The organism is Paenibacillus sp. sptzw28 (assembly GCF_019550795.1).
Taxonomy (GTDB): domain Bacteria; phylum Bacillota; class Bacilli; order Paenibacillales; family Paenibacillaceae; genus Paenibacillus_Z.
This window is the reverse complement of the sequence record NZ_CP080545.1, coordinates 3,106,671-3,121,338: the sequence shown is the minus strand read 5'-3', so window position 1 is coordinate 3,121,338 and position 14,668 is coordinate 3,106,671. Positions and strand designations below refer to the sequence as shown.

Annotated in this window: 15 protein-coding genes; all 15 read right to left on the bottom strand. The window is 53.8% G+C overall.

Features of this window, described 5'->3' with window-relative positions:
* Window positions 1-276: 276 nt before the first annotated feature.
* Window positions 277-411 carry a hypothetical protein gene (locus KZ483_RS28515; protein ID WP_258881238.1) on the bottom strand — a complete coding sequence of 45 codons (135 nt, stop codon included), beginning with the start codon at window positions 409-411 and terminating at the stop codon, window positions 277-279.
* 311 nt (window positions 412-722) lie between these two features.
* Window positions 723-932: a hypothetical protein gene (locus KZ483_RS13920; protein ID WP_220347895.1), complete on the bottom strand. Its 210-nt coding sequence runs from the start codon at window positions 930-932 to the stop codon at window positions 723-725.
* A gap of 120 nt (window positions 933-1,052) precedes the next feature.
* Complete coding sequence (gene uraH / locus KZ483_RS13915) at window positions 1,053-1,421, bottom strand: hydroxyisourate hydrolase (RefSeq protein WP_220347894.1); 369 nt, start codon at window positions 1,419-1,421, stop codon at window positions 1,053-1,055.
* The gene (pucL, locus tag KZ483_RS13910; RefSeq protein ID WP_220347893.1) at window positions 1,418-2,449 is read right to left on the bottom strand and encodes a factor-independent urate hydroxylase; all 1,032 of its coding nucleotides are present in this window, start codon (window positions 2,447-2,449) and stop codon (window positions 1,418-1,420) included. Before pucL ends, uraH begins: the two co-directional genes overlap by 4 nt.
* Before the next feature lie 32 nt (window positions 2,450-2,481).
* Window positions 2,482-2,982, bottom strand: coding sequence for a 2-oxo-4-hydroxy-4-carboxy-5-ureidoimidazoline decarboxylase (gene uraD, locus KZ483_RS13905; RefSeq protein WP_220347891.1), 501 nt, complete (start codon window positions 2,980-2,982; stop codon window positions 2,482-2,484).
* The gene (locus tag KZ483_RS13900) at window positions 2,979-3,467 is read right to left on the bottom strand and encodes a nucleoside deaminase (protein ID WP_258881237.1); all 489 of its coding nucleotides are present in this window, start codon (window positions 3,465-3,467) and stop codon (window positions 2,979-2,981) included. Before KZ483_RS13900 ends, uraD begins: the two co-directional genes overlap by 4 nt.
* Window positions 3,464-3,967, bottom strand: a complete 504-nt coding sequence (locus KZ483_RS13895; RefSeq protein WP_220347887.1) for a (2Fe-2S)-binding protein — start codon at window positions 3,965-3,967, stop codon at window positions 3,464-3,466. The genes KZ483_RS13900 and KZ483_RS13895 overlap by 4 nt, the downstream gene beginning before the upstream one ends.
* Window positions 3,964-6,246, bottom strand: coding sequence for a xanthine dehydrogenase subunit D (gene pucD, locus KZ483_RS13890; RefSeq protein WP_220347886.1), 2,283 nt, complete (start codon window positions 6,244-6,246; stop codon window positions 3,964-3,966). The genes KZ483_RS13895 and pucD overlap by 4 nt, the downstream gene beginning before the upstream one ends.
* Window positions 6,247-6,740: 494 nt before the next feature.
* A complete protein-coding gene (locus tag KZ483_RS13885; RefSeq protein ID WP_220347884.1) occupies window positions 6,741-7,682 on the bottom strand; it encodes an FAD binding domain-containing protein in 942 nt (313 codons plus the stop codon).
* Window positions 7,683-7,769: 87 nt separating this feature from the next.
* Window positions 7,770-8,699 carry an ABC transporter permease gene (locus KZ483_RS13880; RefSeq protein WP_220347883.1) on the bottom strand — a complete coding sequence of 310 codons (930 nt, stop codon included), beginning with the start codon at window positions 8,697-8,699 and terminating at the stop codon, window positions 7,770-7,772.
* A gap of 16 nt (window positions 8,700-8,715) precedes the next feature.
* On the bottom strand, window positions 8,716-9,828 hold the full coding sequence (locus KZ483_RS13875; protein WP_220347881.1) for an ABC transporter permease: 1,113 nt from the start codon (window positions 9,826-9,828) through the stop codon (window positions 8,716-8,718).
* Window positions 9,825-11,360, bottom strand: a complete 1,536-nt coding sequence (locus tag KZ483_RS13870; RefSeq protein WP_220347879.1) for an ABC transporter ATP-binding protein — start codon at window positions 11,358-11,360, stop codon at window positions 9,825-9,827. Before KZ483_RS13870 ends, KZ483_RS13875 begins: the two co-directional genes overlap by 4 nt.
* A 105-nt stretch (window positions 11,361-11,465) precedes the next feature.
* Complete coding sequence (locus tag KZ483_RS13865) at window positions 11,466-12,623, bottom strand: BMP family ABC transporter substrate-binding protein (RefSeq protein WP_220347877.1); 1,158 nt, start codon at window positions 12,621-12,623, stop codon at window positions 11,466-11,468.
* A gap of 104 nt (window positions 12,624-12,727) precedes the next feature.
* Window positions 12,728-13,321 (bottom strand): nucleotidyltransferase family protein, encoded by a 594-nt coding sequence (locus tag KZ483_RS13860; RefSeq protein WP_220347876.1) that lies wholly within the window; start codon window positions 13,319-13,321, stop codon window positions 12,728-12,730.
* Entirely contained in the window at window positions 13,254-14,363 is a 1,110-nt protein-coding gene (locus KZ483_RS13855; protein WP_220347875.1) for an XdhC family protein, read from the bottom strand. The genes KZ483_RS13860 and KZ483_RS13855 overlap by 68 nt, the downstream gene beginning before the upstream one ends.
* Window positions 14,364-14,668 lie beyond the last annotated feature (305 nt).

The window sequence follows — 14,668 nt, the reverse complement described above, 5'->3', positions numbered from 1 at the left end:
ACCCCTAACTTACGTAAATTTGTACATGTCAATCATACCAGACGGCTTATTAAGGAATTGTTAAAGTTAGCCGCACCGGCTGATAGAATCCGGCATAACGAAAGCTGACCCTCCAGCAGCGCAGCAATCGTCCAACTCTGAGTACACCATAACCCCCTGTTTGACCGACTTTTGTTTTCTTGTTTTCTGCCGGAACGCAAAAAAGCCGCCGATGATTCGCTCATCTGCAGCTGGTTTTAAATATAGTAAGCTGGACTTCCCGGTTAACCTGATTAGTTACCCCTTGTCCGTCTCATCTCCATGATCTTCCCATTTTCTTGAGTAAGCCTTATTGGTCACCCATATGGTCAACCAGGTCAATACGATCAAAATAATTACAGCAGCAACCCAAACGCCTACCGGCACACCCATCAATATGTTCTCCCTTTCCTGGAATCCGAGGATTCAAGATTACTATCATCATAGCAAAAATTATCAGCCGTTACGCAAGCTTTTGTCACAAAATGACGAACAAATGCGCTTCCCGCAAGCTCCCGGAGCGATCAGCTTTTCTCTGGCTCTCCGTCATTAATGTTCAAAACGCAAGGTAAAGATCAGCGCCCATTCGAGACTGCTTAACGATTCTGGCGTGAAATCCGCATCACGAATCTCAATCCATAAAACTCACGATTACAAGGAAAAGCCCCCTTCCAATGTTCCCATTGGAGGAGGCTCGGCTCCGGTTATCCCTGGGGGCCGTCCGCCAGCAATTTCTCGATTTCTTCGAGTCGTTCTATCATGGTTCTGAGCTCAATGGCCAGAAAATCTTCATTTGCCGACTCAAATGCTTGCTTAAGCCGCTTCAGGCTGTCGGTGCCGGCAGGCAGCAGCTCATAGGCCCGCTCTGCATGCTGATAATAGGAATGAACGGGAACCGTTTGCTTGCTTGACACTTTTTCCACTCCTTAAAGACTTTCAACTATAAGAGTAAGATACTCACTTGGAAGCATACGAACAAATCTCTTCTTACTTTATCATTAAGGCGGATCTCATGTCCATCCCGGCTTGCCTGCCTAGCTGCCCCGGTAGGTGCTGTAGCCGCCGGGAGCAACCAGCAGCGGAACGTGGATATGGGCGCTGGCGTCGGTTACGCGGAAACGCACGGGTACCAGGTCAAGAAATGCTTCGGAGGGTGAGTAATCTTGCGCAGTCCGTGAGAAGTAGTCGCCGACGGAGAAGACGAGCTCATATATCCCCCTCTTCAGCTCCTCATTCTCAAGAAGCGGCGAGTCTATCCGGCCGTCGGCATTCGTACGTACCTCCTTCAAGAGATGCGGCTGTCCATCTGGGCTTGCAGCAAGCATGTACAGCGTGACGTACATGCCATGCGCGGGCTTGCCCCGTGACGTATCGAGCACATGAGTGGTGAGCCTGCCGGTCATTTCGGTTGCCCCGCTGCCGCCGGGCTAGTGCCCGTCCCGGCTTCGATGCTTTCCCGGTCTTGCGAAGACTCCATACCTTCTACTGCACCAAGATCTTCCCTTGTCATCGAGAATCCTTGAAACCCGAATGGAGGTCTCGGCTCCGTGAAGACTCCGGCCCCTGTCACGGCATCCGGTTCAACGACCGTCTCCCATGTTCTGTTGTTCGATTCGAACCGGATTTCAGCAAGCTGCGGGAAGCGGGTCAGAATCCGCCGCCCGATCTGGACAATCAAATACTGGATGGACGGCGTCTTGTATTCATGAAACACATGATGCGCAATATCGCGCACCTGCTCTGCCGCCACATAGCTGCCCGATTCCCCCTTGAGGGCATCATCCGCCTCCGCATAACGCCATTTTATATTGAGGAAAATGAACAGCGGCCGATCATAGCTGTCCGGCAGCGTCGTGTACTCATCGCGTATAAACCCATAGAATGAGCTTCCGCTCACTTTGATAAGCTGCAAATCCGATAGACCGCTCCATAGTGAAACGACCTGCGCGCCTTCGTGCGCAACCCGCTCGAGTACCATTACAGCACCAGCATGCTCGTTATGGGAACGCCTGTATACGAGACCGCTGTTCTCGAAACCGCTCTCACCCGCAACGTTCAGAGATTCGAAGGGAATCCGGTCGGCACCGATCTCTATCGCCGAAATGTGCGGATATTTCTCTATGAAGCGGGCGCTCACAAAAGCGATCAATCCTTCGGTCGTGCTTCCTTCGTAATCCGCGCAATGGCGCAGAATGAAGTTCTTCATCGAATCGGTCGCTACAACGTTCGAATTATCACCTTCCGTAAAGGAAGTCAAAAGGGAGTCGCTGCTCACTGCGAATGTAATGTTATGGGCAAAGATGACATTGGGATCACCCGCGAATGAAGATTCCGGCACCGCTGAGACAGACAATGGCTTTGCGTAGGTGCGGTAGGCGAAGACGTCTCCTTTTCCGTAATACAGCATGCGTCCGCTCGATATTTTCAACATGGATGCCATCCCCTTTCAATTAATTTACGACATTAATCATCTACCAGGTCCATTATTCGAAACCGGGTTATCAGGCCGATTTGCGCGACCGCCTTCTCCCGCTCTTCCGGCACCGTGTTACCGATTCTGGCTTCCAGTGCGGATAGTATATCCTCCTTGGTTTTGCCGCGAACCGCATAAATAAAAGGAAAACCGAATTTTTGCACATAGGCGCGGTTCAGATTGGAGAACAGCTCATATTCCTCCTCCGTCAACCGGTCCAGTCCCGCCCCCTGCTGCTCCAGTGCCGAGTATTCGCTTATTTGCAGACGGGTTGCAAGGTCCGGGTGCGCGCGTATAAGCGCGAGTACCTGCTCGGGCGGAGCATTGCCGACTATCTTCATCATCGTAACATGGATCTCATGGGTAGAATGAAAGGGTCTATTCTTCCAGGCCTCATCAGCAACCCACGGAGAATGTTCAAAAACACCTCCGAGCATTCGCACAAACAATTCGCGGCTTAGCGTATTCAACTGCCATAGTGAGATTTTCATGACCAGTAACCTTCATGAACGGCTACGGTCTCCGCTTCGATCTCCGGGAAGGGGCCGATCACCTCGATTGGCTTCCTGCCGCAGGCGAATACCTCCCGGCAGGGCAAATTGAGCGTCAAATTTTGTTCATCGTCGCCGGTTAATTGCGCTAAACGCTCCTCCGAGATTCCGTAAACCACTGTTCCCACATTGCCCCAGTAAATCGATCCCGAGCACATTGCGCATGGCTCGGCCGTCGTGTACAAGGTGCATGACCACAGCTCGTGCTTCGGGTACAGCTTGGATGCCCTTACCATCAGCGACGTTTCCGCATGACCGGTGCATATCGATTCCGTCACCTCGATATTGCCCTGCTCCAGCAGAATTTCTCCTGACATATCAACTAGAATGGCGCCGAACGGCGTGTTGCCGGATGCTCTTGCCCGCCTCGATACCTCAATACATTTCCGCAGAAAATGAATGTGTCGGTCCTTATCGTTGTTCATTGGCTCCCCCTCCCCCATTCAATGGCCCGCTGAACGGCGCGGACAATGCCGCCATAACCGGTGCAGCGGCAAAGATTGCCGGACAGCGCCTCTTCCACTTCCTCCTGCGTTGGGTCCGGATTCTCGTCAAGCAGCGCTTTAACCGATATGATCATCCCGGGTGTGCAGTATCCGCACTGATACCCGCCCTCCTCCAAAAAAGCCTGCTGGACCGGATGCAGCCCGTCTTGCGACAGCCCCTCAATCGTCGTAATTTGTTTGCCTGTGCATTGATAAGCCATCGTTAAACACGCATTCACCGGCACGCCGTCCATCAATACCATGCAGGCGCCGCAGCGGCCGATCTCGCATGACCGCTTCGTTCCGGTCAGCTGCAAATCGTCCCTTAATACCGACAGCAGCCGCTTGGCTGGCGAAACGCCAATCGTAACGGGCTCGCCGTTAATATGACAGGAAAGCAGCGGCTGCCCCAACGGTTCCGTTATTGAGTTGTTTTTCATCTGCCGCTCACCGCCTTTTTTGCGAAGGATGGCCTTTCCTGGAGCTCCGCAGGATCGATAGGGAGCTTGCAAACCCATTTCCCAACCGCATCGTGAACGGCCGAAATGATCGCAGGCGCGAGACCCACCGATCCTATTTCGCCAATGCCGCGGGGACCGTACTCATCTCCTTCGGGCAGCTCCTCGATCGGCAGTACCTCTAATCTTCCGCGGACGTCCGACAGTGTGGGGATCAGATAGGTGTCCAGATTTTTGGTCAAATACTGTCCGCCCGCCATAAGCGCTTCCTCCGTAAGTGTATAACCCAGTGCCATGCTGCTTCCGCCTTCGATTTGCCCGAGATATCCCTGCGGGTTCATGACCGGTCCGGCGGCGACGGTATGGAATTGGTCCAACACCCGAACTCTGCCGGTCAGCGTGTTTACTTCGACTTTGACGGCAGCAGCCGCGAATGTATATATGAAATGGGCGCCGATACGATTGACCGGGGAGGTCGGAAAATGGAACTCGGTCTCCGATGTGATCGGTTGATCCGAGGCTATCGCAAGCTGATGATAGGAGGCGAGAAGCTTCGTCGGATTGTTCCCCTCCCTGATCCCTCCAGGGCCAACTTGGAGCTGCGACGCGGGAATTCCGAGCATCACCTCCGCGCAATCGAGCAGCCTCTTCGTGAATATCGGCCTCAGATTCTGCAGCGACTTCCACATCATGCTGGTGGCGCGCGAAGCGGTGCTCGAGCCGCTGTTCGGAACCGCATCGGTATCGCCGATGACAAGACGCAAATCTTCGGCTGCAAAGCCGAACTGCTCGATCAGCATAAGCTCAAGTGTGGCGAGCAGACCCTGCCCGAACTCCTCGTAGCTGAATGCCGCTTCGATTTTACCATCCGGCGCTAAAGTCAGCCTGCCTCCAGCCGGGTCGGGAATGCCGACACCAAGCCCGGAACCGTGCATTATGAAAGCCGCACCGACACCGGTTTGGATCCAAGGCTCCCTACTGCAATTCGAATCCTTCGCCTTTTCCTTCCATATCGTGGCATCCGCTAAAGCGTTCCATACCTGGCTCGCTCCGTCAGTTCGAGCGATTGGCTGACCGAAGGGGCCCGGCTCGCCTGAATTTTTTAAATTCAACCGTCGGAACTGCCACGAATCCATTCCGATTGTTTCGGCCAGCCGGTCCATTTGACCTTCGAGAGCAAACAGCGCCTGATTGCCGCCGAAGCCGCGAAACTCTCCGGACATTCCGTTGTTCGTATAGACGGATATGCTTGATACATCGGTATTCCCGTACCGGTAAGGGCCGAGTACATGCTCGGTTGCGAAGTTGAGCACTTCTGCTCCCAATGTCGCGTAAGGACCGGTATCGGCTGTAATACGGACCTGATGCGCGAGAATCCGGCCTTCAGCATCGATGCCTGTTTTCATGCGGATGGTCATCGGGTGGCGTTTGAGGCCCGACCGCATCGATTCCCACCGGGAATTATGGATTTTGACTGGCAGCTTCGTATAAAGGGCAAGCAGCGCGCCGTAGGGCTGAACGTTGAGTTCGTCTTTACCGCCGAAGGAGCCGCCGATCGGGCTTGAGATTACCCGTATCTCGCTCTCCGGCAGTGCCGTTATCCTCGATAGCTGCAGCCGGTCCAGAAAACCGTGCTGAGTCGGGGCGTAGACCGTAAGCCGTCCGTCTTCGCCGGGAACGAACAGACCTCCTTCTGTTTCCATATAGGTATGCATCTGCCTCGGTAACACATACGTTTCTTCGACGATATGGCGGCTGGCCGAGAAGCCTGCTTCGATATCTCCGTCTCTGTAACCCGTTCGATGCAGGACATTGCCGTGCGGATGCAGCATAGGCATCCCGTCATCAGTCGCCCTCGCGGGATCGTCTATAACGGGCAGCACTTCGTAATCGACTTCGATAAGCGATAACGCGTATTCCGCCAGCTCAGCGGATTCTGCAGCTACCGCGGCAACCGCGTCGCCGACATATCTGACGCGATCAGTGCAGAATACCGGTTGATCCTGTATTGCAATGCCGAATGCGTTCAGTCCCGGAACATCCTCATGAGTCAGCACGGCATGAACGCCCTTTAAGCGCTTCGCGTTCCCGGTGTGTATGGCAAGCAGCCTTGCATGCGGGTGCGGACTCCGCAGCACGCTTCCGAACAGCATTCCCGCAGCGGTCATGTCGGTTAAATACGAGAGCTTGCCTGTCACCTTGCCTGGGCCGTCAGGTCTGACCCGCCACCTCTCGCCGCTTGAGCTTCGGTTCAACAACATGTTCCTCACCTCTTTTATTCGCAGGATGTTAATGTGCTAAAGCATCGCTGTTTTATTCAAAATAATTGAAATAACCACTTGCGGCATCCCCACTCTAGATAATGCCGCTGTTCAGACTCTATACAAGGTCGCTGTTCAGACTCCAGACAAAGCCGCTCTTCTGATTCCAGACAAAGCCGCAGTTCGACTCTAGACAATGCCGCACTTCAGACTCTAGAGAAGGCCGTGTGTAAGCAGGGATTTCCTGCTAAAGCAAGACCGTGAGCATTTTCAATCCACTATAAGAAGGATTTTCACGGTTAAGAGCCTCGTTCTGCTTCCAGCGGATATCCCGAGGGCCTTTTAGAAAGGAAAAACCTTCTTACAAATGTCCTCATGGCTTCTATTCCGCGCAATAAGCAGGATTTTCCGAATTAAGGGCCTCATTCTTGTTTCAGTGGATATCCCGAGGCCTTATCAGCTCTCATATGCCTTGGGACACACTCATAAATTCCTCATAACATTTGCTTCCACAAGCCGGCTGCAATTACATTGGCCGCGGTTTGTTTGCGATACTCCGCGGAAGCGAACATATCCCCTTTCGGGTCGTATTCCCGCAGGATTTGTTCATGCAGAGCCTGCAGCAATTCGGGCTCGATCATCCTGCCGTTAAGCAGCGATTCGCAGGCATATAACCGGCAGGGCGTCGTTTGTCCGCCTCCGGCTGCTAAACGGACATCGCCGAGATTTCCGCTGTCATCCACATAGCCCCATAACGCGGTAGTGACGAGCGAAGGTGTGAAGGCTTCTCTTCGGCCCACCTTATCGTAAGCGGAGAACCGCTTTATTTTCCCGTCGACGGCGCTTTCCTTTTCCATCGAGTCCATCGAGTCCATCGAGTCCAACGAATCGGTGTATTCCGAAGAACAAGGAAGCTTAATCTGCATTAGCAGTCTCCCCTGCCGGTTCGATTCACTGCTTTCAAGCCAGTCAAGGAGCGGTTGCGTATGCAGCCCGCGCCCATCGTGCCATAGCAGCTCCGCTTCATAAACAAGCAATGCCGGCAGCGAGTCGCCGACCAACGAGGCGATATTACCACCGAGCGTGGCGAGGTTTCGTACAGAGGGTGCGGCGATAACCCGGACCGCTTCAGTGAGCATCGGAAAATATTTGTCAATCAGCGGGTCGCGGCGAATTGCGGATAAAGTAGTGAACGCGCCGATCGTAAGTTCTTTGGAACTGACAGCGACCCCCGTAATTCCGGGAATCGAACCGAGGTCGATCAGATGCTTTGGAATTGCGGTAAGACCTGATTCCCATTGCGTCCGAAGCAGCGTTCCGCCGGATATATATACACTCTCTTCACCGTAGCTTTGCTTGAGCCGCCACGCCTCGGCTGCATCGCCGGGACGCCAGACGAACGGAGAGCGGGTCATTTCCTCATCAACGGTTGCCATTGTGCTCCCCTCCTGATCATATGCAGACCGGACCGTCTCCAGCCTGCTTCACAAAATCACTTCGGATTTCCAGCCAACGATTTCGACTTAATATCTCTGCTCCCGAATATAGGGAACGCCGAGCGACTCCGGCGCCCCGGAAGGTTTGTTGCGGTTTCTCCAGCCGAGTGCCATCAGGACGAGGATGGTGACAATGTAAGGAATCATTTTCAGAAAATAGGAGGGCACTTCGCTGCCGAGCAGCTGAATGCGGAAGCCGAGCGTGTCGAGCATGCCGAAGAAATACGCGCAGAGCAGTGCGCGAACCGGATTCCACCTCGCAAAAATAATAAGCGCGACGGCGATCCATCCTCTGCCTGCGGTCATGCCTTCAATCCATGACGGAGTATAAACAAGCAGCAAATCAGCGCCGGCCAGCCCGATCAGCATCGATCCGGCAGTAATATATACATATCGAAGCGCGTTGACGCGAATGCCCATCACATCCGCGGTTGGGGGATTGTCGCCGATAGCCCTAAGGTGAAGTCCCCAGGAGGTGCGGTGGATGAACAAATGCATGACGATAACGAGCACGAAGCTGGCCCAGGTCAGCACATCCAGCCGGCCGAAAATATCACCGATAACCGGCACCCCCTCAATCCAGGTCAAATGCAGCTTCGGAACGGCAAGCGGGACCGGATTGCCGCTTACGGATTTGCCCAGATAAGCGCTGAAGCCGGAACTGAACAGCGTCATGGCGAGACCTGTGACGATTTGATTCGTCCGCAGCGATACCGTAAGCGAAGCGTGGATCAAGCCGAGCAATGCGCTAACCGCAAATACGGCAAGCAGTGTGAGCGTCAAGCTTCCCGTATGCAAATATGTCAGGCACGCCGTAACGGCTCCCATAAGCATCAAGCCTTCCGCGCCAAGCTGAATAATGCCGCAGCGTTCAATCAATATGCCGCCTAGCGTTGCGAACAGAAGCGGCGTTCCGGAAGCGATTGCCGCGTTTAACACTTGAATCCATACTTCCATGAGAAATCCGCTCCTTTCATACGGCTCGCCTCACCCGCAGCTTGCCGATTACGCCGCCGGCGATGAGAAAAAACAAGATTGCACCCTGAAGCATATCGGAAATCGAAGAGGGCAGGCCGATCGTTTGGACGCTGTAGCCCCCGACGATCAAGCCTCCGAACAACACAGATGCCACAATTAATCCGACCGGATTTAATTTGGCAAGCCACGCGACGATAATGGCAGTATAACCATATCCTGGCGAAATGCCATACATAAGCCGGTGCGAGACGCCGGCTACTTCACTCATACCCGCGAGTCCGGCAAGCCCGCCGCTTATGATCATAACGACCAGAATGTGCCTGCCGATGCGAATGCCGGCATTCTTCGCAGCCTCGGCATTCGCGCCGATGAGCCGAAGCTCATATCCCCATCTGGTGTAGCGGACAGTAAACGCGTATAACAAAACCGCAATAATCCCGAATAAAAGCCCGGCATGAAGCCTCGTGTCCCCCAGCACAGGCAGCGATTGCGCATCCGTGAACATTGGAGTACCCGGAAAATTGAACCCCTTCGGATCCTTCCACGGACCGAATACAACATAATCCATTGCGAGCAGTGCTACATAATTAAGCATCAGGGAAGTTATCAGCTCATTGACCTGAAAATAGGTCCTCGGAATTGCGGTCAGCAGTCCCCATAACCCGCCTGCGGCGACACTGAAAACAATCATCAACGGAATAGCGAAATATCCGGGCAAGTCGGGAAAATAAATCGTGACCGCCGTAGCCGCAATCGCCCCGGCGGCGAACTGTCCTTCCGCACCGATATTCCATATCGAAATACGGTAGGCGATCGCAACGCCGATTCCGCACAGCAGCAGAGGAATCGACTTGACCAGCGTCTCGGTGATGCCGAATTCCGATCCGAATGCTCCCTGAAGCATTTTGGCATAGACGGTTACGGGATTCATGCCGTTCGCGGCAATAAAAACTCCGCATACAACCAATGCAAGAAGAATGGAAACAATCGTGACCCACCATGGATTTCCCGGCCGGGACGAATCGATTTCCAGCCGAAGCGAGAATCGTCCCGGCTTTGGAGCTTTATTATCCAATGTCAATGCTCCGGGTACAGGTTGTTCGTTCATATGGCTTCCTCCCTCTTACCGGGAAGGCCGGCCATAAACTGTCCAATTTGCTCGCGGTCGGCTTCAGCACGCGTCATTTCCCCGACTATCGAACCGTTGTAAAGGACAAGTATCCGGTCCGAAAGCTGCATAACTTCATCCAAATCCTCGGAAATCAGCAGTACGCTTCTTCCTGAATCGCGCAGCTCCATAAGCAGCCGGTGAACGCCTTCGGAAGCGCCGACATCAAGTCCCTGGGTTGGGTGAACCGCCACCATAAGCCGGGGCTCCTGATGAATTTCCCTGGCGAACAGCAGTTTCTGCTGGTTCCCTCCGGATAGTTGACTAACGGGCGTATCAAGGCTGGAGGTCTTGACGTCGAACTGTTCCACCAGCTTTTGCGCCCATTCCCGGTTACGGCCGGAACGTAAAATCCCTAGCCTGGACCGCTCGCTTGTGCGGTACGATTTGAACAGCAGGTTATCGGTCACACCCAAACTGCCCGCAAGACCGCTTCTCATCCGATTCTCGGGTACATGAGCAATTCCGGATTCGATGGCTTCCCGCACCGAGGTCTGCTTCATCTCCTTGCCGCCAAAGCGGATGGTGCCTCCATCACGCGAACGGAGCCCCGTCAATACCTCGGCCAATTCCTTCTGCCCGTTGCCGGCCACGCCCGCGACACCGACAATTTCGCCTTCCCGCACGTGAAAATGCAGCTGATTGAGCACTTTGCGTCCATGGTCCGCATTCACGTCCAGCCTGTCGACCGAAAGCAGAATTTCTCCCTGCGGCCTGCTCATATAAGCGCGTCCGCCGCCAAGTTCCTTGCCGACCATCAGCCTGGCAAGCTCCCGCTCTGTTGTCTCAGCTGTCGGCATCGTTACGATCATCTTGCCTTTGCGCATGACGGAAATACGGTCGGAGGCGGCCATAACCTCCTTCAGTTTATGCGTTGTTAAAATGACGGTCTTGCCCTCGCCCTTCATACGCGCGAGCGTTTCGAACAATTGATCCGACTCCCCGGGCGTCAGCACAGAGGTAGGCTCATCCAATATGATCAGATCAGCGCCCCGATACAGCGTTTTGACGATTTCGACGCGCTGCTGCTCACCGACGGACAGCTGCCATACCGGACGGTCCACAGGTATCGAAAGCCCGAAGCGCGCCGCAATCGCTTCAATTTCCTCCTGCTTCGATTGCATCCATTTCGGGCCGCGCCAGAACGAGGATTTCTCGCCGAGCACGATATTTTCCGCGGCGGTCAGCGTCTGCACGAGCCGGAAATTTTGAAATACCATTCCGATTCCAAGCTTCATCGCATCCTTGGGCGAACGAATCTTCGACTTCACGCCCTGTATATGGATTTCGCCGCTTGTCGGTCGGTAAACACCGGAGAGCATGCACATTATGGTGCTTTTGCCAGCTCCGTTCTCACCGAGCAGCGCATGTATTTCCCCTGCCTTCGCCTTGAAATCCACTTGATCGCTCGCAAGAACGCTGCCGAACCGCTTTACTATGCCGCGCATATCGACGGTATGGAAGTCATTCATATGCGTTACCTCCTTCTTTGAACGGCAGACAGGCGCTGCGCGGGATAAACGGGCAAATCCCTCTTTCAAGGGATTTGCCCGATTGAAGTATTGTCGCTCTTGCCTTTATTTTGGAATCGTACCGTCTATCCCTTTTACAAACCAATTCATTTGGAGAATATCTGCCAGGCTCATCGTTTCGCCTTTTTTGAGCTTCTCTGTCCCGCCGGCGTCGACGATCGGTCCCGCGAAGACGATCAATTCGCCTTTGAGGATTTGTTCCTTCTTCTCGGCGACAAGCTTCTTCACATCTTCCGGAACTTTAGGTCCAAGTGGTGCGATATCCACCATGCCGTCCTCCATGGACCCCATATATTGCTCGCTCTTCCATGTGCCGTCCTGTACGGATTTGACCACCTTCTCGTAGTAGGGGCCCCAATTCCAGACCGGATTGGTTAAATAAGCGTCGGGAGCGTACCGGGTCATATCCGAGTCGTTTCCTCCTGCCATAGCGCCCCGTTCGGCCGCGGCTTGAAGCGTCGCCGGGGAATCCTGATAGGCCATCAGAACGTCGGCCCCTTTATCGAGCAGGCTAACAGCCGCCTGACGTTCGGTCGAAGGATCGAACCATGTATTCGACCATACGACGCTTACCTTCACATCCGGATTGACGCTTTGCGCGCCAAGCGTAAACGCGTTTATGTTATAAATGACCTCTGGAATGGGGAAGGCTCCGACATAGCCGATCAGGTTTTTCTTCGTCATTTTTCCCGCCGCAATGCCGCTTAGATAGCTCCCTTCGTAATTTTCGCCGAAATAAGTACCCATGTTGGCGTTGGTCTTGTAGCCAGCGGTATGTTCGAAGATGACCTTCGGAAATTTCTTGGCGACGTTAAGCGTCGGATCCATATAACCGAAGCTTGTCGTGAATATAAGATCATGGTCCTGAGCAAGCTCGGTGATGATCCGTTCCGCATCTGCGCTCTCCGGTACATTTTCGACCGTATCCGCTTTGATGCCGGTCTTCTCTTCCATATACTTGCGCCCCTTGTCATGCTCGAACGTCCATCCGCCGTCGCCTGGAGGACCGATGTAAACGAAAGCGACGCGTAGTGCTTTCTTGGCTGTTGCTGTCGCATTGTCCGCTTTCGCCGGATCGGATGCCTTGGCGCTTCCTGCTGCCGTGTTCGTGCTTTCCGGCGATTTACCGCTGGAACACCCGGTGAGTGCGAGTAATGCTGCGAGGAAAATGATAACTGCCGCTCTCTTGTTTCGATGACTCATACGTATGGTTCCTCCTTAGGCTTTTCTATATATTTCATCCTGATGTTGATCAGGATGCCGAGCAGCATTTGGTATGGTTTATTTGTCAATTGTCCGGAATGTATTCACCTTGCTTTGGCCTGCAGCTCCGACCAAATCATTTTCGCTTTATCCATTTCTTCCTGCGTATCTACATCGACAAATGCCCATTCGGCCGCATATCTCACCACGACTCCGCGATAATCCGGCGATTTGAACAGATGTCTTGCACCCGCGTCCCCCTCCAGCTGGCAAAGCCGGGAAAACATAGACCTGCTTACGATTACTGGCGGGATGGCCAGAGTGCCTTGACCGCTGGCGGCATAATCGACCGAAGGATCCTCGAGATACACGGAAATCAACCGGTTTAAGAGTGAGGCAGTAACGAAGGGCTGGTCTGCAAGTGCGATTAGAATGGCGTCGGGATCATCCGGCAGCAGCGCTTCGAGCCCGCTGCGGATTGACCGCGACATTCCCATATGAGATTGCATGCCAGGCACGATGCGGAACTTCGGCAGCGTGCCAGCCCTATCATTCCGGTCACAGAGCCACAGCAGCGGATCATCCGTTCGGACAACGACGGCCAGCGGCTTCAAATCACAAGCCCGCATTTCACGAAGCGCCAGGCTCCCAAGGGTGACGCCCGGAGAAAGCTCCATGGACAGCTTCGCTTCTCCCATTCTCTTGCTCGCTCCGGCCGCCAGATACATACCCGCGATTTTGATAAAGATCCGCTCCTTCCTTCCGGCTCGCCTCTAGTCTTGAACGTACCGCGATCAGCTCTGCCGCAATGCTCACCGCTATCTCCTGCGGGCCGTCCGCCCCGATCGCCATACCTACCGGTGCGCGCACGTTCGAGGTTACCGATAATCCCGCGAAGATCTGCCGAATCCTACTTTGCGATCCCAGGACGCCGATATATTGGAGCCGCGCCGGCAATAGCCCTTCGAGCATCTCTCGGTCCCGCTGCAGCTGGTGGCTGCTGATAAGCGCATAATCGTCCGCTGCCGGCCGAAGCCTATCAATTATTGCTTGAGGCAGCCCGTTAATGATCTCCGCACCCGGAAATCGTCCGGAGCTGCACAGCGAGGCCCGCCAATCCGCAACGACTATTCGAAACCCGATCCTGCCGACCAATTCACATACAGGAATGGAGTCGTCGCCGGCACCGAATATAAGAAGCCGCGGTCGCGGCGAGAATACAGAGTGGAACGTTTCAAGGCGGAACTCGCTATCCCTGATATCCGGGCGCAGCTCCCAATCCGCGGTCTGGCGCTGCATGACGGCGATCGGTTTATCGGATGAAATCCGGTAGCCGATCCTCCTCCCGCCTAGTATTCTGGTCAGCCCGACTGTCTCGCCTGCCGTCGTTCGTTCATACACAGCCCGCATAATCTGCTGAAGCTCACCGGATACCGGCTCGAGCAGAACACGAATCGCGCCACCGCAGCCGACCGATTCTCCCCAAACGGCATCCTCATCGGCGTTTAAGTTATACTCGATTATTTCGTGGTTTCCTGATTCCAGAACCTCACCTGTTCGTTCCAGTAAATCCGCTTCCAGACATCCCGGGCTGATACTGCCGATTTTGCCCCCATCCTGCAGCAAGAGCATTGCCGCTCCGGCTTTCCGATACGAGTGGCCATGCACACCGATTATGGTAGCCATTACGGAGGGGCTTTCCAATCGGCCCATAGCCGATAAAATAGTATAATGATCCACAAAACACCTCCTGTACCGGGTGAACGTCCAATTCTTGCACTTCTAATTGCCGCGGTTCCGGAATGATTATGGATTCGTAATGAATTATGATGTTATATTATATAACATCTTATAGAGATGTGTAGTCTTTGTCATGAGTTAAAATGTCTAATTTTACGTACGCAATTTGGTCAATATAGATAAATATTTATTAAAATTCCACTATACCAAACATTCGACGTGATGTTTACGTCATATATTTCTTGTAAAGAAGGTCTTTTTAAAGTCACCTTTTCCGTGTTAGCGGGCTGGATTCCATTGAAGTG

What these genes read in the sequence shown, in the direction of transcription:
- KZ483_RS13885 (WP_220347884.1), bottom strand. Translation starts at nt 7,682, where the DNA reads ATGGCAACCGTTGATGAGGAAATGACCCGCTCTCCGTTCGTCTGGCGT.
- KZ483_RS13860 (WP_220347876.1), bottom strand. Translation starts at nt 13,321, where the DNA reads ATGGGAGAAGCGAAGCTGTCCATGGAGCTTTCTCCGGGCGTCACCCTT.
- KZ483_RS13875 (WP_220347881.1), bottom strand. Translation starts at nt 9,828, where the DNA reads ATGAACGAACAACCTGTACCCGGAGCATTGACATTGGATAATAAAGCT.
- pucD (WP_220347886.1), bottom strand. Translation starts at nt 6,246, where the DNA reads ATGTTGTTGAACCGAAGCTCAAGCGGCGAGAGGTGGCGGGTCAGACCT.
- uraH (WP_220347894.1), bottom strand. Translation starts at nt 1,421, where the DNA reads ATGACCGGCAGGCTCACCACTCATGTGCTCGATACGTCACGGGGCAAG.
- uraD (WP_220347891.1), bottom strand. Translation starts at nt 2,982, where the DNA reads ATGAAAATCTCACTATGGCAGTTGAATACGCTAAGCCGCGAATTGTTT.
- KZ483_RS13870 (WP_220347879.1), bottom strand. Translation starts at nt 11,360, where the DNA reads ATGAATGACTTCCATACCGTCGATATGCGCGGCATAGTAAAGCGGTTC.
- KZ483_RS13900 (WP_258881237.1), bottom strand. Translation starts at nt 3,467, where the DNA reads ATGAACAACGATAAGGACCGACACATTCATTTTCTGCGGAAATGTATT.
- KZ483_RS28515 (WP_258881238.1), bottom strand. Translation starts at nt 411, where the DNA reads ATGGGTGTGCCGGTAGGCGTTTGGGTTGCTGCTGTAATTATTTTGATC.
- KZ483_RS13895 (WP_220347887.1), bottom strand. Translation starts at nt 3,967, where the DNA reads ATGAAAAACAACTCAATAACGGAACCGTTGGGGCAGCCGCTGCTTTCC.
- KZ483_RS13880 (WP_220347883.1), bottom strand. Translation starts at nt 8,699, where the DNA reads ATGGAAGTATGGATTCAAGTGTTAAACGCGGCAATCGCTTCCGGAACG.
- KZ483_RS13865 (WP_220347877.1), bottom strand. Translation starts at nt 12,623, where the DNA reads ATGAGTCATCGAAACAAGAGAGCGGCAGTTATCATTTTCCTCGCAGCA.
- pucL (WP_220347893.1), bottom strand. Translation starts at nt 2,449, where the DNA reads ATGTTGAAAATATCGAGCGGACGCATGCTGTATTACGGAAAAGGAGAC.